Origin of the sequence: Phenylobacterium sp., from assembly GCF_024508875.1 — a bacterium.
Classification (GTDB): Bacteria; Pseudomonadota; Alphaproteobacteria; order Caulobacterales; family Caulobacteraceae; genus Phenylobacterium.
On record NZ_JANINU010000009.1, the window covers coordinates 1 to 13,857 of the forward strand.

Below are 13,857 nucleotides of genomic sequence, written 5' to 3' on the forward strand. Positions count from 1 at the left end.
CAGGGCCCAGGCCCATGCGCAGGGCGGCGAAGAGCGCGGGCGGCATGGGCGGGGCGGCGAGCGCCCGGGCGCTGGGGGCGAACCGGCCGGCCAGCGCGAGGCCCAGCATGTGGCGCAGGACGGGGCCCACCGAGACCTCGCCGCCCGGGCCGAGCAGGATCAGCGGCAGGTGCGGGGCGAGCCGGGGCGCCAGGTGGTTGGGAACGCAGCGGACGCCCCAGTAGCGGCCGGCGATGTCGGCGAAGTGGGCGTAGTCGCGGATGGGGCGGAAGTCGGCCGCGGCGAAGGGCAGGATCTCGACCGGCGGCTTGGTGAGCACGACGGTGTCGTTGGCGACGTCGACGTAGAGGGCGCCGACGATCAGGGCGTTCTGGAAGAACTGGCCGCGCAGGTCGCCCCAGGCGCGGCGGACCTGGCCGCCGGCGGCCTGAAAGGCGCGCAGGGCGCGGAGGCCGGTTGCGGCGGGCTCGGCGAGGTCGTCCGGGCGGAGGGTTTCGAGGCGGGCCTGGGCGGCCCGGGTGATCTCCAGGCACAGGCCCTTGGGGTAGGGCTTGTCGGGGCGGTCGGGATGGGCGCGGCGCAGCGCGGGGTCGAGGCCGGCGCGCAGGGCGAGGAACAGGGCTTCGAGGGCCGGCAGCGCGGGGACGAGGAAGCGATCGGTCAGGGCCTGCTGGCGGGCGCGGTCCCGCACCTGCGGCGTCTCGTCGAGCAGGGCGTCGAGGAGGTCCGGCAGGGGGCCGGAGGCGGCGGCGGGCAGCGGCAGGCCGGGCATGGTCGGGATCCGGCGGCGGACGGGCTGCGGCAGGTAGAGGACGCCGGGCCGGCGGGCAAGCGGCGCCAGGGTCGCAGACCCGTTTCGGGTATCAGGCGTCCTTGCCGGCCAGGGTGGCCATCACCTGGGCCAGCGGCTCGTTGACCACCACGTGGTGGCCGCCGGTGACGTAGATCTTGGTGTCGTCGGGGCCCTGGTCGGTGACGAGGGTGATCTGTTCGACGTTGATGCAGGTCATGCGGGCGCCGTCACTGCGGAAGGCGACAAAACGGGCCATGGCGGGTCTCCCTGCGCGCGTTGCGGGCGGCCAGGGTGGCGGCGTTCGCGGCGGATTTGAAGCGCAGCTAGAAAGGTTCGCGCTCGAAGGTGCGCGGGCCGATGCGGCGCCAGGAGCCCACGAGGCGGGCGTCGCGCCAGAGCTGGAGCAGTTCGCCCTCGGCCGCGAACTGGGCGCGGCGGGCGGCGGCGGTGTCGTGCGGCGCCTCGAAGGTGTCGCTCTGGGCCTGGCCGTTCGGGGCGATGTCGATGGCGGTGTAGGACTTGAGATCACGCAGCGGCATCACTCGAACTCGACGACAGCCAAGCTCGATCCGCCCGGCGCGTGCAAAATGCCGAGCTTCGATGTCAGTTCCCCGACGATCCGCGTTCGATTTTCCGCGCGCGGCCGCGGGCTCAGTCTTCCGCGGGGGCGGGACGGAAGTTGCGGTCGGCCGAGCGGCGCCAACGGCCGATGAGCTGCTCGCCGCGCCAGAGCGAGAGCGCCACGCCCTCGGCGGCGAACAGCGCGCGGCGGGAGGCGGCCGTGTCGTGGGGGGCGGTGAACGTTTCCTTGATCGTGCGGCCGTCGGCGGCCACGTCGATCGCGACGTAGGACTTCAATACGCGAGGCATACCGGCACCAGATCCTCAGCACCCGGGGGAGGCCGACAGAATGCCGCAGCCGGATCGGCCTTCCATCCCCCAAATGGGTGGGTCGATCGGGCCGGAGGCCGATTTCTTACCGAGCTTCCGCCGAGCCGGGCGGCGGGCCTCAAGCCTGGCGTGTGGGGGTGACCCGGCCGTCGTCCAGATCGTAGCGCGCCGACACGATCTTGAGCTGGCCGGACAGGACCCGTGTGCGCAGCGGCCGCGAGCCGGCGAAGATCTCGGCGGCGGCGTGGGAGGCGTTGAGGCTGACCGCGGCGTCCAGCGGATCGGCCGAGCCGGTGGGCACGGCGCGCACGGCGGGGGTGATGAGGGCGGCCAGCGCGCCGATGCGGGTGTCGGCGTCCTCGGGCGAGCCCTTGCCGGCCAGGGCCTCGGCGGTGGCCTTCACGGCGCCGCAGCGCTCGTGGCCGAGGGCCATGACCAGGGTCGAGCCCAGGTGGATGACCGAATATTCGATCGAGGCCAGCACGGCGTCGTCCACCACGTTGCCGGCGACGCGGATGACGAAGAGGTCGCCCAGGCCCTGGTCGAAGATCAGCTCGGGCGGCACGCGGCTGTCGGCGCAGGTGAGGATGGTGGCGAACGGGCGCTGGCCCGAGGCGACCTCGACGCGGCGCGGCGCGTCGCCGTGCGGGTGGGCCGAGTAGCCCTCGACGTAGCGGGCGTTGCCGCTCATCAGCCGTGACATGGCCTCCTCGGGCGCGACCGAGGGCGGGCCGGCGTGGGCCGGGGCGGCTTCGGCGTGGGCCTCGGCGGCCGGCGCGGCGGCGGGCTTGGGCGCAGGCTTGGCCTTGGGCTTGGGACGCGGCTTCGCAGCCTGCGCCTCTTCCTCGGCGCCGCCCTCGGCGAAGGCGATGGCGGGCACGGCGGCGGCGAGCCCTGCGCCGAAGACGGCGAGCAGGCGGCGGCGATGGAACTGCGGCATGGGCGGTGATCCCCCCGGATCGGGACGTCGACGGCGGGATGAGAACAGCGAAATCCTAAGATGCGGTTTGGAGCGCGGCGGATCGGCGGCGCAGCGCTGGCAGGATTCGTGTGAACCTTGTCATTTCAGCCAAACGGCCGCGGCGGTATCGCAGGCTCGAAAGGAGCCTCGCGATGAAACGACGTCTGCTCTGGGGCGTGCTCGCCGCGCCGCTGCTGGTCGCCCTGGGCCTTGGCGGGTGGATCGCGGCCCTGCCCCCTGCCCCGCCGGCGATGGCGGCCGCCGAGGTCCCGGCCGAGGAGACCGCGGCGACGCTCGCCGCCCTGAAGCCGGTGAAGCGGGCGCGGCCGGTGGTCGCGGTGCTGGGCGCCGGCGGCGAGACCATGACCGAGACCACGGACTATGTGATGCCCTACGGCATCCTGCGCCGGGCGGACGTGGCGGACGTGCTGGCGCTGTCGACGGAGCCGGGGCCGCTGAAGCTGTACCCTGCGCTGGTGGCCCAGCCGGACGCGACCACGGCCGAGTTCGACCGCAGGTATCCGCAGGGCGCCGACTATGTGATCGTCCCGGCCATGGGCCGCGACGACGACCCGGCGGTGATGGCCTGGCTGCGCGCACAGTCGGCCAAGGGCGCCAAGGTCATCGGGGTGTGCGCGGGCGCGAAGGTGGTGGCCGCCGCCGGCCTGCTGGACCACCGGCGCGCGACGACGCACTGGTTCTACCGGGCGCGCCTGCCGAAGGATCATCCGGGCCTGACCGTGGTGGCCGACCGGCGCTTCGTCGTGGACCGCGACGTGGCCACGACCACCGGGATCAGCGCCTCGATGCCGATGATGCTGACGCTGATCGAGGCGATCGGCGGGCGGGCGAAGGCGCAGGCCGTGGCGACGGAGCTGGGCGTGGGATCGTGGGACGCGCGGCACGCCAGCGCCGCCTTCCGCTTCTCGCGCCCGTTCGCGGCCACCGTGGTCGGCAACAGCGTCGCCGTCTGGAACCGCGAGACCCTGGGCGCGCCCCTGTCGGAGGGCGTGGACGAGGTGTCGCTGGCCCTGGCCGCCGACGCCTGGTCGCGGACGTTCCGGTCGCGGGCGGTCACCTACGCGGCGAACGGGAAGTCCATCACGACCCGCAGCGGCCTGAAGCTGCGCCCCGACCGGGTGGCCGCGAGCTGGCCGGCGGCTGAGCGGATCGCGCTCGACGGGCGGCCGGCGCAGGTGCTGGACGACACGCTGTCGCGCATCGCCGGCCGCTACGGCGTCGACACCGCGGCACTGGTGGCGACGCAACTGGAGTATCCGAAGCGCCCCGGCGTAGGCCGCGACGTGCGGACGCTGGCGGCCGCCAAGGCGGCGCGGGAACCGAGCTAAGCCAGCGCCTTCATCAGGCGGAGCCAGAGCTGCTGGTCGAAGCCCTTGTCGGGGGCGGCCTGGCCCATGCGGACGACCACCAGCTTGCGGCTTGGGACCACGTAGAGCTTACGGTCCATGGCGCCGAGGGCCGCGACCAGGTCGACCGGGGCGGCGGGGATCAGCGGGCCATCCATGCGGTTGGCGAGCGGGCGGATGGTGTAGGGCGAGCCGTTCAGCCACCAGAGGCGGCCGTAGGCGGGGTTGGCCGCCGTGGGCGCGAACATCGCCTTGAAGCCCGACTCGGACACCAGGCGGCGGCCATCGGCGAGCCGGCCCCCGTCCAGGATCATCTGGCCGAAGCGGGCCACGTCGCGGGGGCAGGTCACCAGCCCGGTGGGATTGCCGGAGTCGGCGAGGGCCGCGGGCCGCTTGCGCCACGCGGTGCGGGCCATGCCGACGGGCGCGGTGAGCCAGTCGTGGCTGAGGGTTTCCAGCGGGGTCTTGGCCGCCGCGGCGAGGACCCGCTTGGTCACGGCGTACGCGGGGGTGTTGTAGAAGAAGGCGGAGCCGGCGGGCGCGGCGAAGGCCAGCTTCTCGTCGAGGCCCGAGGTCATGGTCAGCAGGTGGATCACGTGGATCGCCTGCTCCTGCTCGGGCGAAGCCTTCGACCAGCCGGCGCCCAGGTAGTCGGCGACGGGCTTGTCGACGGCCAGCAGGCCCTTGTCGACCGCGATGGCCGCGAGGATGGCGACGAAGCTCTTCTGCTGGGAGGCCACGTCCTCCAGCAGTTCGCCGTCGGGCGTGGTCTCGTAGGCAAAGGCCGCGCGGAACGGGGCGGCGTCGGCCGGCAGCGGCCAGTTGCGCTCGATCACCGTCCGGCCGTCGCGGACGACCAGGAAGCCGGTGGTCTTCTGCGACTGCACGTAGTCGAGGACGTCCTGCATCGCGGGCGGCGGCGGATCGCCCGCCGCCAGGGCGGGGCCGGCGAGCAGGACGGGCCCGCCGGCAAACGCGCCGGCCAGGACGCCGCGACGGGACAGGGCGAAGGTCATTGTCGGCGGCTCCAGGTAGCGGATTTAGAGGTCAGGCGGAGGCGCCCCGCGCCCGCTTGGCGCGCGGGAGGGGCATGTCGGTCTGCAGGCCGAAGCCGCGGGAGATCATCAGGCGCATGACCTCGTTCTGCATGTAGTAGAGGATGTTGCGCGCGCCCTCCGACGCCATGGCCCCGTCGCGGGCGGCGAGGCCGGCGCGGACCATGCGCCAGTGCTCGAACGGGCCGCCGGCGCTCTCGGCCAGACCGACGTAGGAATAGTGCCAGCGGGTCTTGCGGCGGATGGATTCGATCATCCGCTGGGCGTCGGGGCTGGCGCAACTGGCCAGGCGGCTGAAGATGATCTCGGACTGGTGGATCAGTTCCTCGGCCGGCTCGCCGCGGTCGGAATCCGCCAGCAGGATGTCGATCAGGCGCAGCGTCTCGGCCATGTGCGGCGGGGTGGCGCGGATGCAGGCGAAGCGGGCGGCCAGGCCGTAGAGCGCGGCGCGCACCTCGTAGAGGTCGAACACCTCCTGCACGGTCGTGGCGGCGACGCGGGCACCGCGGTTCTCCTCGATGTTGACGAGGCCGTCGTCGGCCAGGGTGCGGAGCGCGGTGCGGGCGATGGAGCGGCCGACGCCGAATTCGGAGCAGATGCGCACCTCGCGCAGCCATTCGCCAGGCGCAAGCTGGCCCTCCTGGATCTGGTGGCGCAGGGCCTCCGCGACCTCGACCGCCGTCCTCGGCGGCGCGGCCGCAGCCCGCGCGGGCGTCTTGCTGTCGGACATAACGCGCGCCTGGCCCTCGGAGAATCTCACCGTCCCACCGCCGCGATTGTGACGCCGGATTCGGTGTCGGGGAAGGACGCGCCGCGCTTCATTCCCCGAACCCTATCCCCGAATGTCCGGCTATCAAAGCATGATTGTCGTACAATCTGTTTGACACGGTCGTGCAGTTCGTTGTGTCCTCCGCGGCAACGGCGCTGAAGGCGACCGACGGGAGGGATCCATGCGAAATCTGTTCTGCTCCGCTGCGGCGGTGTCGCTTCTGGCCGCCGGTGCGGCGGCGGCACAGCCGGCCACGGGCCGCGCGAACGGCGCGGACAACGCCACCGCCATCGAGGAACTGGTCGTCACCGCCACCCGGCGCGAGGAGACGATCCGCGAGATCCCGGCGACCATCGCGGCGGTGACCGGCGACCAGCTCATGGCGACGGGCCCGGTCAACGGCACGGGCGACCTTTTGCGCACCGTGCCGGGGGTGCGCTTCAACGACCTGCAGAGCAACAACCTGTCGGAAGTGTCGATCCGCGGCTCGGGCACGCAGCGGGCCACGGGCGCGGATTCGGGCGTGGGCCTGTTCGTGAACGGCGCCTATGTGGGATCGAGCACCCTGGGCGGCCGCAATTTCCGCCACGTGGACCACTTCGACCTGGAGCGGGTGGAGGTGCTGCAAGGCCCGCAGGGCGGCCTCTACGGCCGCAACTCGGAATTCGGCGTCGTCAACCTGGTCTCGGCCAAGCCGAAGTTCGACAACTCGGGCTACGTGAGCGGGACCTACATCGGCGACCTGGAGCAGAAGAAGCTCATCGGGGTCGTGAACCAGCAGGTGAGCGACGACGTGGCGATCCGCGTGGGCGCCCAGGGGATCAGCCAGAGCAAGGGCTTCAACTACAACCCCAACCAGGACCGCTATATCGACGACACCGACGGCTGGATCGCGCGCGGCCAGATCCGCTACAAGCACGGCCCGCTCGACATCGACTTCCTGGTGGACGCGCAGGACCTGGACCTGCCCAGCTTCGTGGCGGTCTACGCCCTGCCGCCGGGCCGCAACGCCCAGATCCCGAAGGGCCTGGCGCAGGACCGGTTCATCGCCCCCCGCGACGGCGACGACTACGTGAAGCAGAAGGCCCAGCGGGCCATGATCCTGGCCGACTACGACCTGGGCTGGGCCACGCTGACCTCGACCAGCATGGCGACGCACTGGATCTCGCGGCAGGCCTATTCGCCGTCGATCGACGTGGCCCTGGAGCGGCAACTGCAGGCCTCGGGACAACTGGGCGCTTACCCGTTCGGGCAGGTGCGGACGGTGGCCAAGGACCGCGGCCTCTATCAGGACCTGCACCTCGCCGGCAGCGCGCTCGAGGGGAACCTCGACTGGCTGGTGGGGGCCGACTACCTGCTGCAGCACGACCTGAACGGCCTGGACATCACCACCAGCCCCTGCACGTTCCGCATCGGCGCCAGCATCTGCGCGGGCACGCCCAGCGCGCCGGTCTGCTACGCGGGCCTGCCCAACTCGGCCCCCTGCCCCACGCCGTTCCCGGGCACGTTCGGCACCTCGAGCCGCGCGCCGCTGCGCAACGAGTCGTACTCGGCCTACGGATCGCTGAAGTACACGGCGGGCGCGTTCTCGCTGCAGGGCGAGCTGCGCTGGTCGCACGACGACAAGACGGTGACCCAGACGGTCTATCAGCTCTACACGCTGAACCTGGCGACGCCGGTGGTGTCGTACGACTTCTCGGCCAGCCGGGTGAACTACACGATCACCGGCAGCTACAAGCTGCCCACCGCCCTGCCGGGCCTGCTCTACGCCAAGGTCGGCACAGGCTATCGCGCCGGCGGCGTCAACGCGCGCATCTCGCACCCGCTGGCGCCCAATCCGTTCCGGCCGACCTACGGCAACGAGGACACCACCAGCTACGAGCTGGGCTACAAGGGCAACCTGGCGCCGAACATCTTCCTGCGCGTGGCGGCCTACGCCTCGCGGACCCAGGACGCGATCACCACGATCACGGACGGCTGCTCGCTGGTGAACGCCTGCCAGCAGGGCGCGACCCAGTTCAACATCAACGGCGGTACGGTGCACGCGCGGGGCGCCGAGGCGGCGCTGGACGGCCGCTTCCACGTGGCCGGGGGGATGCTGAACGCCGGCGCGAACGTCGCCCGGCAGCGGGCGCGGTTCGTGGACACGCCCGACAACTACTCGGGCACGCCGATCATCGGCTCGTCGGTGGCGCAGATCCCCAAGTGGACGATGTCGGCCAACGTGAACTACCGCCGGCCGATCACCGCGGACATCGATGGCTTCGTCAACCTGACCTACCAGGGCCAGCGCGGCGGCGTGCAGGATACGATCACGCCCACCGCGCCGAAGGTGGAGCTGAGCGACCTGGACACGATGAGCCTGCGCACCGGCGTGCAGATCAAGCGGCTGGAGCTGGCGGTGTTCGTCCAGAACCTGACGAACGAGCGGGAGATCCTGCTGAACCTGCAGACGAACGGCGTGCAGACCGCGCTGCGCTACAATCAGCCCCGCACGTTCGGCGCCAATGCGATCTATCGCTGGTAAGCCGGGGACGGCGTCGATGTGTCGGCGACGAGCGCTAACACATCGACGATACGCGAATTAAAGATATTTATTTCGAGGCGATTCACGGCGAGGCGGCGAGGTTCGGGCATCACTCACGGAGGGGGACCCGATGCCCAAGACCACGATCACCGAAGCGCCCGTCGACGCCGTCAGCGACGGCGGCAACTTCGCGACGATGCCCAAGGACATCTCGCACGTGACGTTCTACTTCGACCTGACGCCCAACAAGGCGGAGGACGACTCGTTCTTCTTCGTGAAGATCGACACACCGGACTCGGTGAACGACGACCTGGACACCTGGTACCAGGACGCGCTGAACGAAATCGTGGCGCGGAACGCGCAACTGGCCGGCGCCGAGCTCGAAGGCGTGGCGATCAAGTTCGGCAGCGCGCGCGGCGGCAGCGGCGGCGAATTCTACTACGCCATCGATGGCGACAGCACCGACGTGGACTATGCCCCGACGGGCGGCCTGGTGGCCGCGCGCGAGTTCGCCTCGTACGGCGGCGGGGTGTCGTACAGCTACGGCGACCTGTTCTCCTAAGGGCGCCCGGGCGGCGGGCCCGCGGGCCCGCCTCCCCGCTCGTCGCGGGCGCCATCGCGCGGCAGTGAGACGCTGGTGAAAGCCGGCGCGGCGCCTTTGAGACGCCCACGCAACGACCGGCGCGCGGCGGAGCCGTATCCTCCCGGCCTCGATAGAGGCGTGGGGGACGAGGCATGATCAGGACCATCGGGGCGCTGGCCGTGGCGGCCGCCCTTGCGCTCGCGGCGCCGGCGGCGGGCGAGACGCTCTACAGCCAGGCGCCGAACTTCAACAGCTCGTTCAGCCCCTCGCACGAAGAGGGCTGGCGGACGCTGGACGAATTCCACCTGGAGGCCGCGAGCTCGATCACGCGGATCGACTGGTGGGGCATGGGCCGGACCAGCCTTTGGGACGACGAGGGCCTGCCCGCGCCGCTCAGCTTCACGATCGAGTTCTATTCCAGCACGCTCGACTACGGCGACCCGATCCTGCCGGTGGCGGATATCGAGGCCGGGGCGGTCGCCAGCTTCACGGTTGACGCCCAGTGGGAGGCCACGCCGGGCATGCAGAACTCCGCCCTGCCCGTGCAGCACTACTGGTACGAGTTCGACACGCCGCTGGAGCTGGCGGGGGAGCAGACCTACTGGATGGGAATCTGGTCGCACTACCCGGCGGCCACCTACGGCTGGTACTGGCTGCGGGGCGCGCCCACGGGCGAGCCGGACCCGGTCTACATGTGGGCAAAGCCGGCGGAAGACCTCTACTGGCTCATCTATCCCGACGAGCAGGGCGGGAACTTCGCCTTCCAGCTCAGCGGCGAAGCATCGTCCGCGGCGCCGGAGCCGGCGGCCTGGCTGCTGATGCTGACGGGCGCGGGCCTGGCCGGCGCAGCCCTGCGGCGACGCCGGCGGCCCGAACCCTCGCGGGCCTACTTGGCCTGATTGGCGGCGATGCCGTTGAGCTGCCAGCCGACCTCCTTGGCCAGGACCTCGAAGAAGGCCGGCTCGTAGGCGTGGTCGGGATCGGCGCGGACCAGGGCGTCCATCTTCACCGCGTCCTCGCCCACCAGGATGCGCCAGCGCCCGGCCTTCACCCCCTCCAGGATCACCGTCGCGGCGGCGGCGGCCGTCATCGGCGCATCCTCCAGGAAGCGGCGGGCCTGTTCGTCCATCATCGCCTGGATCGCATCGTCGGTGAGCTGGTCGGGGTCGAGGCCCATGCGGCCGATCCGCTGGCGGGCGCGCGTCAGCTCGTCGGGGGACAGCTTGTCCTCCTCGACGCCGCGGATCACCTTGCGGCTGTTGCCGGCGATGGCGGTGCCGATGTGGCCCGGCATGACCACCGAGACCTTCACGTGCGGGGCGTTGAGGCGCAGGTCGGTGATGAGCGCCTCGGAGAAGCCCTTCACCGCGAACTTCGCCGCGGCGTAGGCCGTGTGGGAGACGTGCGGGCCCAGGCTGGCCCAGAAGCCGTTGACCGAGGAGGTGTTGACGATGTGCGCCTCGTCGGCGGCCATCAGGGCCGGCAGGAACGTGCGCACGCCGTAGTAGACCCCGCCCCAGCAGACGTTGAACGTGCGCTCCCACTCGGCGCGGTCGTCGACCACCATCGAGCCGCCGCCGCCGATGCCGGCGTTGTTGAACAGCAGGTGCAGGCGGTCGATGTCGTGCGCGGCCATGGCCTCGTCGCGGAAGCGGATCAGGGCCGCCTCGTCGGACACGTCGGCGACGTGCGCGGTGATCTTGGCGCCCTGGGGCACGCCGTCGGCGCTGCAGAGGGCGATGGTCTCCTGCATGTTGCGGTCGGAGACGTCGCACATGGCCACGCTGCAGCCCTCCGCGATCAGTTGGCGGGCGAGCTCGCGCCCCATGCCCGTGCCGCCGCCCGTGACGACGGCGAATTTGCCGGCGAAGTCCCTCATGGCCTGTCCTCCCGCTTTTGGTTTGGCGGGACGTTAGGCGCTGACGGTGGGGAAGAGGCAAGGGGCGTCCCGCTTACAGGCGGATGTCCGGAACGCCCCTCCCCTGCCCTCAGGCCGCCTCGGAGATCGCGGCGGGCTTCAGGGCGCGGCTGGAGCGGCCGTCGAGGGCGACGGGGATATCGCCGGCGATGGTGACGCGGCGCATGACCCGGCGCTGGTCGCCGTAGTCGTCGACGGCGTAGTGCTGGGTGGCGCGGTTGTCCCAGATGGCCACGTCGCCCTCGCGCCAGCGCCAGCGGACGGTGTTCTCGAGCTTGATCACGTGCTCCTGCAGCAGGGCCAGCAGGGTCTGGCTGTCGCGGGTGGAGAGGCCGACGAACGATTTGATGAAGTGGCCCAGCACCAGGGTCGGCTCGTCGGTGACCGGGTGGATGCGGACGACCGGGTGCTCGGTCTCATAGACGGTGGAGGCGAAAACGTTGCGGTGGCGTTCCAGGCGCTCCTGGTCCACGTCGGCGCGGGTGGCGGCGTAGTCGTAGGCGTTGGTGTGGACGGCCCAGAGGTTGTCCACCAGCGTCTTCAGAGGCGCGGGCAGGCGCTCGTAGGCGGCGGTGGTGTTGGCCCAGACGGTGTCGCCGCCGCTGGCCGGGCTGGTCACCGCGCGCAGGATCGAGGCGGCCGGATAGTCGGGCACGAAGGTGACGTCGGTGTGCCAGGACGAGGCGCGGCCGCCGTGCAGGCTGTCCAGCTCCAGCAGGTAGGACGAGCCCTCGCGCACAGGAACCGTCGGGTGCGCCACCGGACGGCCGAGGCGGGCGGCGAAGGCCTCCTGGGTCTCGTCGTTCAGGTGGTGCTGGTCGCGGAAGAACAGGACCTTGTGCTTGTAGAGGGCGTCGAGGATGGCGGCGGTCTGGTCGTCGTTGAGGTCGTCCGAGAGCCGAAAGCCGCGGACCTCGGCGCCGATGCGGCCGCCGATCGGGGCCACGTCGAGCTGGGTGGTGTGGAAGAGATAGCCGTCTGCGCTCATGGGAGGTCTCCTTTGGTCGAGCGGACTATTCGGCGGCGGCGAGGGCGCCGGGCGAATGGGGTGAGGACTGGGCGTCGAGGGCGGCGCGGATGTCGCGGTGGCGGACCTCGTCGAGGCCGAAGCGGGCGATGAGGGCGGCGGAGACCAGGTGGGCCAGGGCCGGGCCGCCGGCGAACACCCACTTCAGGGCTTCGAGCGCCGCCGAGCTGTTGCCCTTGCCGGGATGGAAGCCGAAGGCGGCGACCAGAGGCAGGGCGACGCCAATGGCGACCGCCGGACCGGCCTTGCCCGCCAGGCTGAAGACCGAGAAGAACAGACCGGTCCGCTCCTCGCCGGTCTCCAGGCGCTGCTTGTCGGCGATGTCGGCGACGATGGCGCGCAGCATCAGGTTGCCCGAGCCCTGGGCGAGGCCCTGGGCGATGGTCAGGCCGATCAGCAGGGCGAGGTCGCCGCGGGCCACGAGCAGCAGGCCGAGGTTGATGGCGACCTGGACCAGCTCGCCCGCGACGACGGTGCGGTGCTTGCCCAGGCGGTAGCCGATCTTCAGCCAGATCGGGCCGGCGAAGACACCGAACACGAACTGCAGCAGGAACAGGCCGGCGGCGAGATCGGGGCGGCCCATGTAGGCCGAGACGAAGAAGACGAAGAGCGAGCCGCGAACCGACTGGCCCAGGGTGACGGCGAAGTCGGAGGCCAGGACCTTGAGCAGCAGCGGCTCTCGGGCGAGCTGGGCGATGGCGGCGGCGAGGCGAAGGCGGGTGCGGGGCGCCTCGGGAATCGGCGGCTCGGGAGCGAAGACCAGGGCGGCGATCACCGTCGGGATCAGCGTCGCGACCACGAAGCCGCCCATCAGCGCGGTCTTCAGGCCGGCCGCGGCCTCGGCTCCGGCGCGGGCGGCCAGGCCGTCGAGGGCGGCGGGCAGGACGAGCACGGCGAGCAGGCCGAGCGCGGCCGAGACGTGGCTGAAGGTCTGGATGCGGCTGCGCTGGTGGTACTGGGACGACAGTTCCCCACCCCAGGCCGACAGCGGGATCTGGACCATCGTCCAGCCCAGGTAGAAGACGAACAGCCAGGCCGCGAGCCAGACGGCTCTCGGCTTCGCGCCGAACAGGCCGGGGGCGAAGATGGCGAGGGCGGCCAGGGCGAAGATGGGCGCGCCGGCGGCGATCCACGGCTTGCGGCGGCCGAAGCGGCTTCGGGTGCGGTCCGAGAGCACGCCGATCAGCGGGTCGTTCACCGCGTCCCAGATGCGGCTGAGCATGAAGATCGCGCCGACCAGCGGCAGGCCGAGGCCCAGTTCGGTCGCGTAGAACGGCGGCAGGTAGACTCCGAGCGGCAGGCCTGCCGCGGCCAGCGGCAGGGCCGGCGCGGCGAAGGCGGCGAGGCGCCCGTTGGACGGGCCCAGCGTCAGGCTGAACGTCTGCTTCGGGGCGCGCGCCATGTCAGTACGCCGCCTTCAGCGTGACGCCGACGGTGCGCGGGTCGCCGGGGTTGCCGTTGAGGGCGCCCGTGTTGCCGAGCAGGCCGGAGATGTACTGGAAGTACTTCTTGTCGGTGGCGTTCTTGACCCAGACGAAGGCTTCCCACCGGTCGTCCGAGCGGAAGCCGGCGCGCAGGTTGAGCAGGCCGTAGGCCGGGATGCGCGAGTAGAGGCTGTCGGACGCCTGCGAGTAGAAGCGCGAGCGCCAGTTCCAGTCGGCCCCGGCGTAGGCCTCGCCGTCCAGGCCCAGGACGCGGGCGGCGCGGCGGTATTCCGCGCCCGCCGACACCACCAGCTTCGACACGCCTGGCAGCGGCCGGCCCGAGAGGTCGCACGCGCGGGTGACCGTGCCGATCAGCTCCAGCGGGCACGGACCGTTGGCGTAGGAGACGTACTCCGCATCGGTCCAGGCGCCGGAGGCGTAGGCGCTGAAGCCATGGATCGGCGCCAGGCGGGTGTCGATCTCGACGCCGCGCGAGCGGACCTTGGGGATGTTGTCGAGGAACTGGCGCAGCGCCCCGCCGG

15 protein-coding genes are annotated in these 13,857 nt (G+C 71.5%); 4 read left to right on the forward strand and 11 right to left on the reverse strand.

All coding sequences use genetic code 11. The features are described 5' to 3' along the window. The 5 genes from Q0L11_RS01435 to Q0L11_RS01455 form a co-directional block, all read right to left on the reverse strand. Positions 1–772: hypothetical protein (locus Q0L11_RS01435; protein ID WP_296595062.1), on the reverse strand; the 772-nt coding region annotated here is incomplete at its 3' end. A gap of 91 nt (positions 773–863) precedes the next feature. Continuing rightward, entirely contained in the window at positions 864–1,049 is a 186-nt protein-coding gene (locus Q0L11_RS01440; protein WP_296595063.1) for a hypothetical protein, read from the reverse strand. A gap of 67 nt (positions 1,050–1,116) precedes the next feature. Beyond that, a complete protein-coding gene (locus Q0L11_RS01445; protein WP_296595064.1) occupies positions 1,117–1,332 on the reverse strand; it encodes a hypothetical protein in 216 nt (71 codons plus the stop codon). A gap of 112 nt (positions 1,333–1,444) precedes the next feature. Next, on the reverse strand, positions 1,445–1,663 hold the full coding sequence (locus Q0L11_RS01450; protein ID WP_296595065.1) for a hypothetical protein: 219 nt from the start codon (positions 1,661–1,663) through the stop codon (positions 1,445–1,447). Between the two features lie 139 nt (positions 1,664–1,802). Beyond that, on the reverse strand, positions 1,803–2,624 hold the full coding sequence (locus Q0L11_RS01455) for a carbonic anhydrase (RefSeq protein WP_296595066.1): 822 nt from the start codon (positions 2,622–2,624) through the stop codon (positions 1,803–1,805). A 173-nt stretch (positions 2,625–2,797) separates the two neighbouring features. Here Q0L11_RS01455 and Q0L11_RS01460 point away from each other — a divergent pair, with 173 nt between their 5' ends. Then, on the forward strand, positions 2,798–3,994 hold the full coding sequence (locus Q0L11_RS01460; RefSeq protein ID WP_296595067.1) for a DJ-1/PfpI family protein: 1,197 nt from the start codon (positions 2,798–2,800) through the stop codon (positions 3,992–3,994). On the opposite strand, the gene Q0L11_RS01465 is transcribed toward Q0L11_RS01460, so the two are convergent. Then, positions 3,991–5,028: a serine hydrolase gene (locus tag Q0L11_RS01465; RefSeq protein WP_296595068.1), complete on the reverse strand. Its 1,038-nt coding sequence runs from the start codon at positions 5,026–5,028 to the stop codon at positions 3,991–3,993. The two genes, Q0L11_RS01460 and Q0L11_RS01465, sit on opposite strands and share 4 nt — an antisense overlap. A gap of 31 nt (positions 5,029–5,059) precedes the next feature. Beyond that, positions 5,060–5,797 (reverse strand): GntR family transcriptional regulator, encoded by a 738-nt coding sequence (locus tag Q0L11_RS01470; RefSeq protein WP_296595069.1) that lies wholly within the window; start codon positions 5,795–5,797, stop codon positions 5,060–5,062. Between the two features lie 220 nt (positions 5,798–6,017). Between Q0L11_RS01470 and Q0L11_RS01475 the strand changes: the two genes are divergently transcribed. The 3 genes from Q0L11_RS01475 to Q0L11_RS01485 all read left to right on the forward strand — a co-directional run bounded on the left by Q0L11_RS01475 (position 6,018) and on the right by Q0L11_RS01485 (position 9,845). Further along, complete coding sequence (locus Q0L11_RS01475; RefSeq protein ID WP_296595070.1) at positions 6,018–8,363, forward strand: TonB-dependent receptor; 2,346 nt, start codon at positions 6,018–6,020, stop codon at positions 8,361–8,363. 130 nt (positions 8,364–8,493) lie between these two features. Next, positions 8,494–8,925 (forward strand): hypothetical protein, encoded by a 432-nt coding sequence (locus Q0L11_RS01480; RefSeq protein ID WP_296595071.1) that lies wholly within the window; start codon positions 8,494–8,496, stop codon positions 8,923–8,925. A gap of 173 nt (positions 8,926–9,098) precedes the next feature. Then, complete coding sequence (locus Q0L11_RS01485) at positions 9,099–9,845, forward strand: PEP-CTERM sorting domain-containing protein (protein ID WP_296595072.1); 747 nt, start codon at positions 9,099–9,101, stop codon at positions 9,843–9,845. On the opposite strand, the gene Q0L11_RS01490 is transcribed toward Q0L11_RS01485, so the two are convergent. From Q0L11_RS01490 to Q0L11_RS01505, 4 genes are all read right to left on the reverse strand, one after another. After that, complete coding sequence (locus Q0L11_RS01490; protein ID WP_296595073.1) at positions 9,833–10,825, reverse strand: SDR family oxidoreductase; 993 nt, start codon at positions 10,823–10,825, stop codon at positions 9,833–9,835. The genes Q0L11_RS01485 and Q0L11_RS01490 overlap by 13 nt on opposite strands. 109 nt (positions 10,826–10,934) lie before the next feature. Further along, positions 10,935–11,852 carry a TauD/TfdA family dioxygenase gene (locus Q0L11_RS01495; protein ID WP_296595074.1) on the reverse strand — a complete coding sequence of 306 codons (918 nt, stop codon included), beginning with the start codon at positions 11,850–11,852 and terminating at the stop codon, positions 10,935–10,937. A gap of 25 nt (positions 11,853–11,877) precedes the next feature. Then, complete coding sequence (locus Q0L11_RS01500; RefSeq protein ID WP_296595075.1) at positions 11,878–13,293, reverse strand: MFS transporter; 1,416 nt, start codon at positions 13,291–13,293, stop codon at positions 11,878–11,880. 1 nt (position 13,294) lies between these two features. Beyond that, positions 13,295–13,857: TonB-dependent receptor (locus tag Q0L11_RS01505; RefSeq protein WP_296595076.1), on the reverse strand; the 563-nt coding region annotated here is incomplete at its 5' end.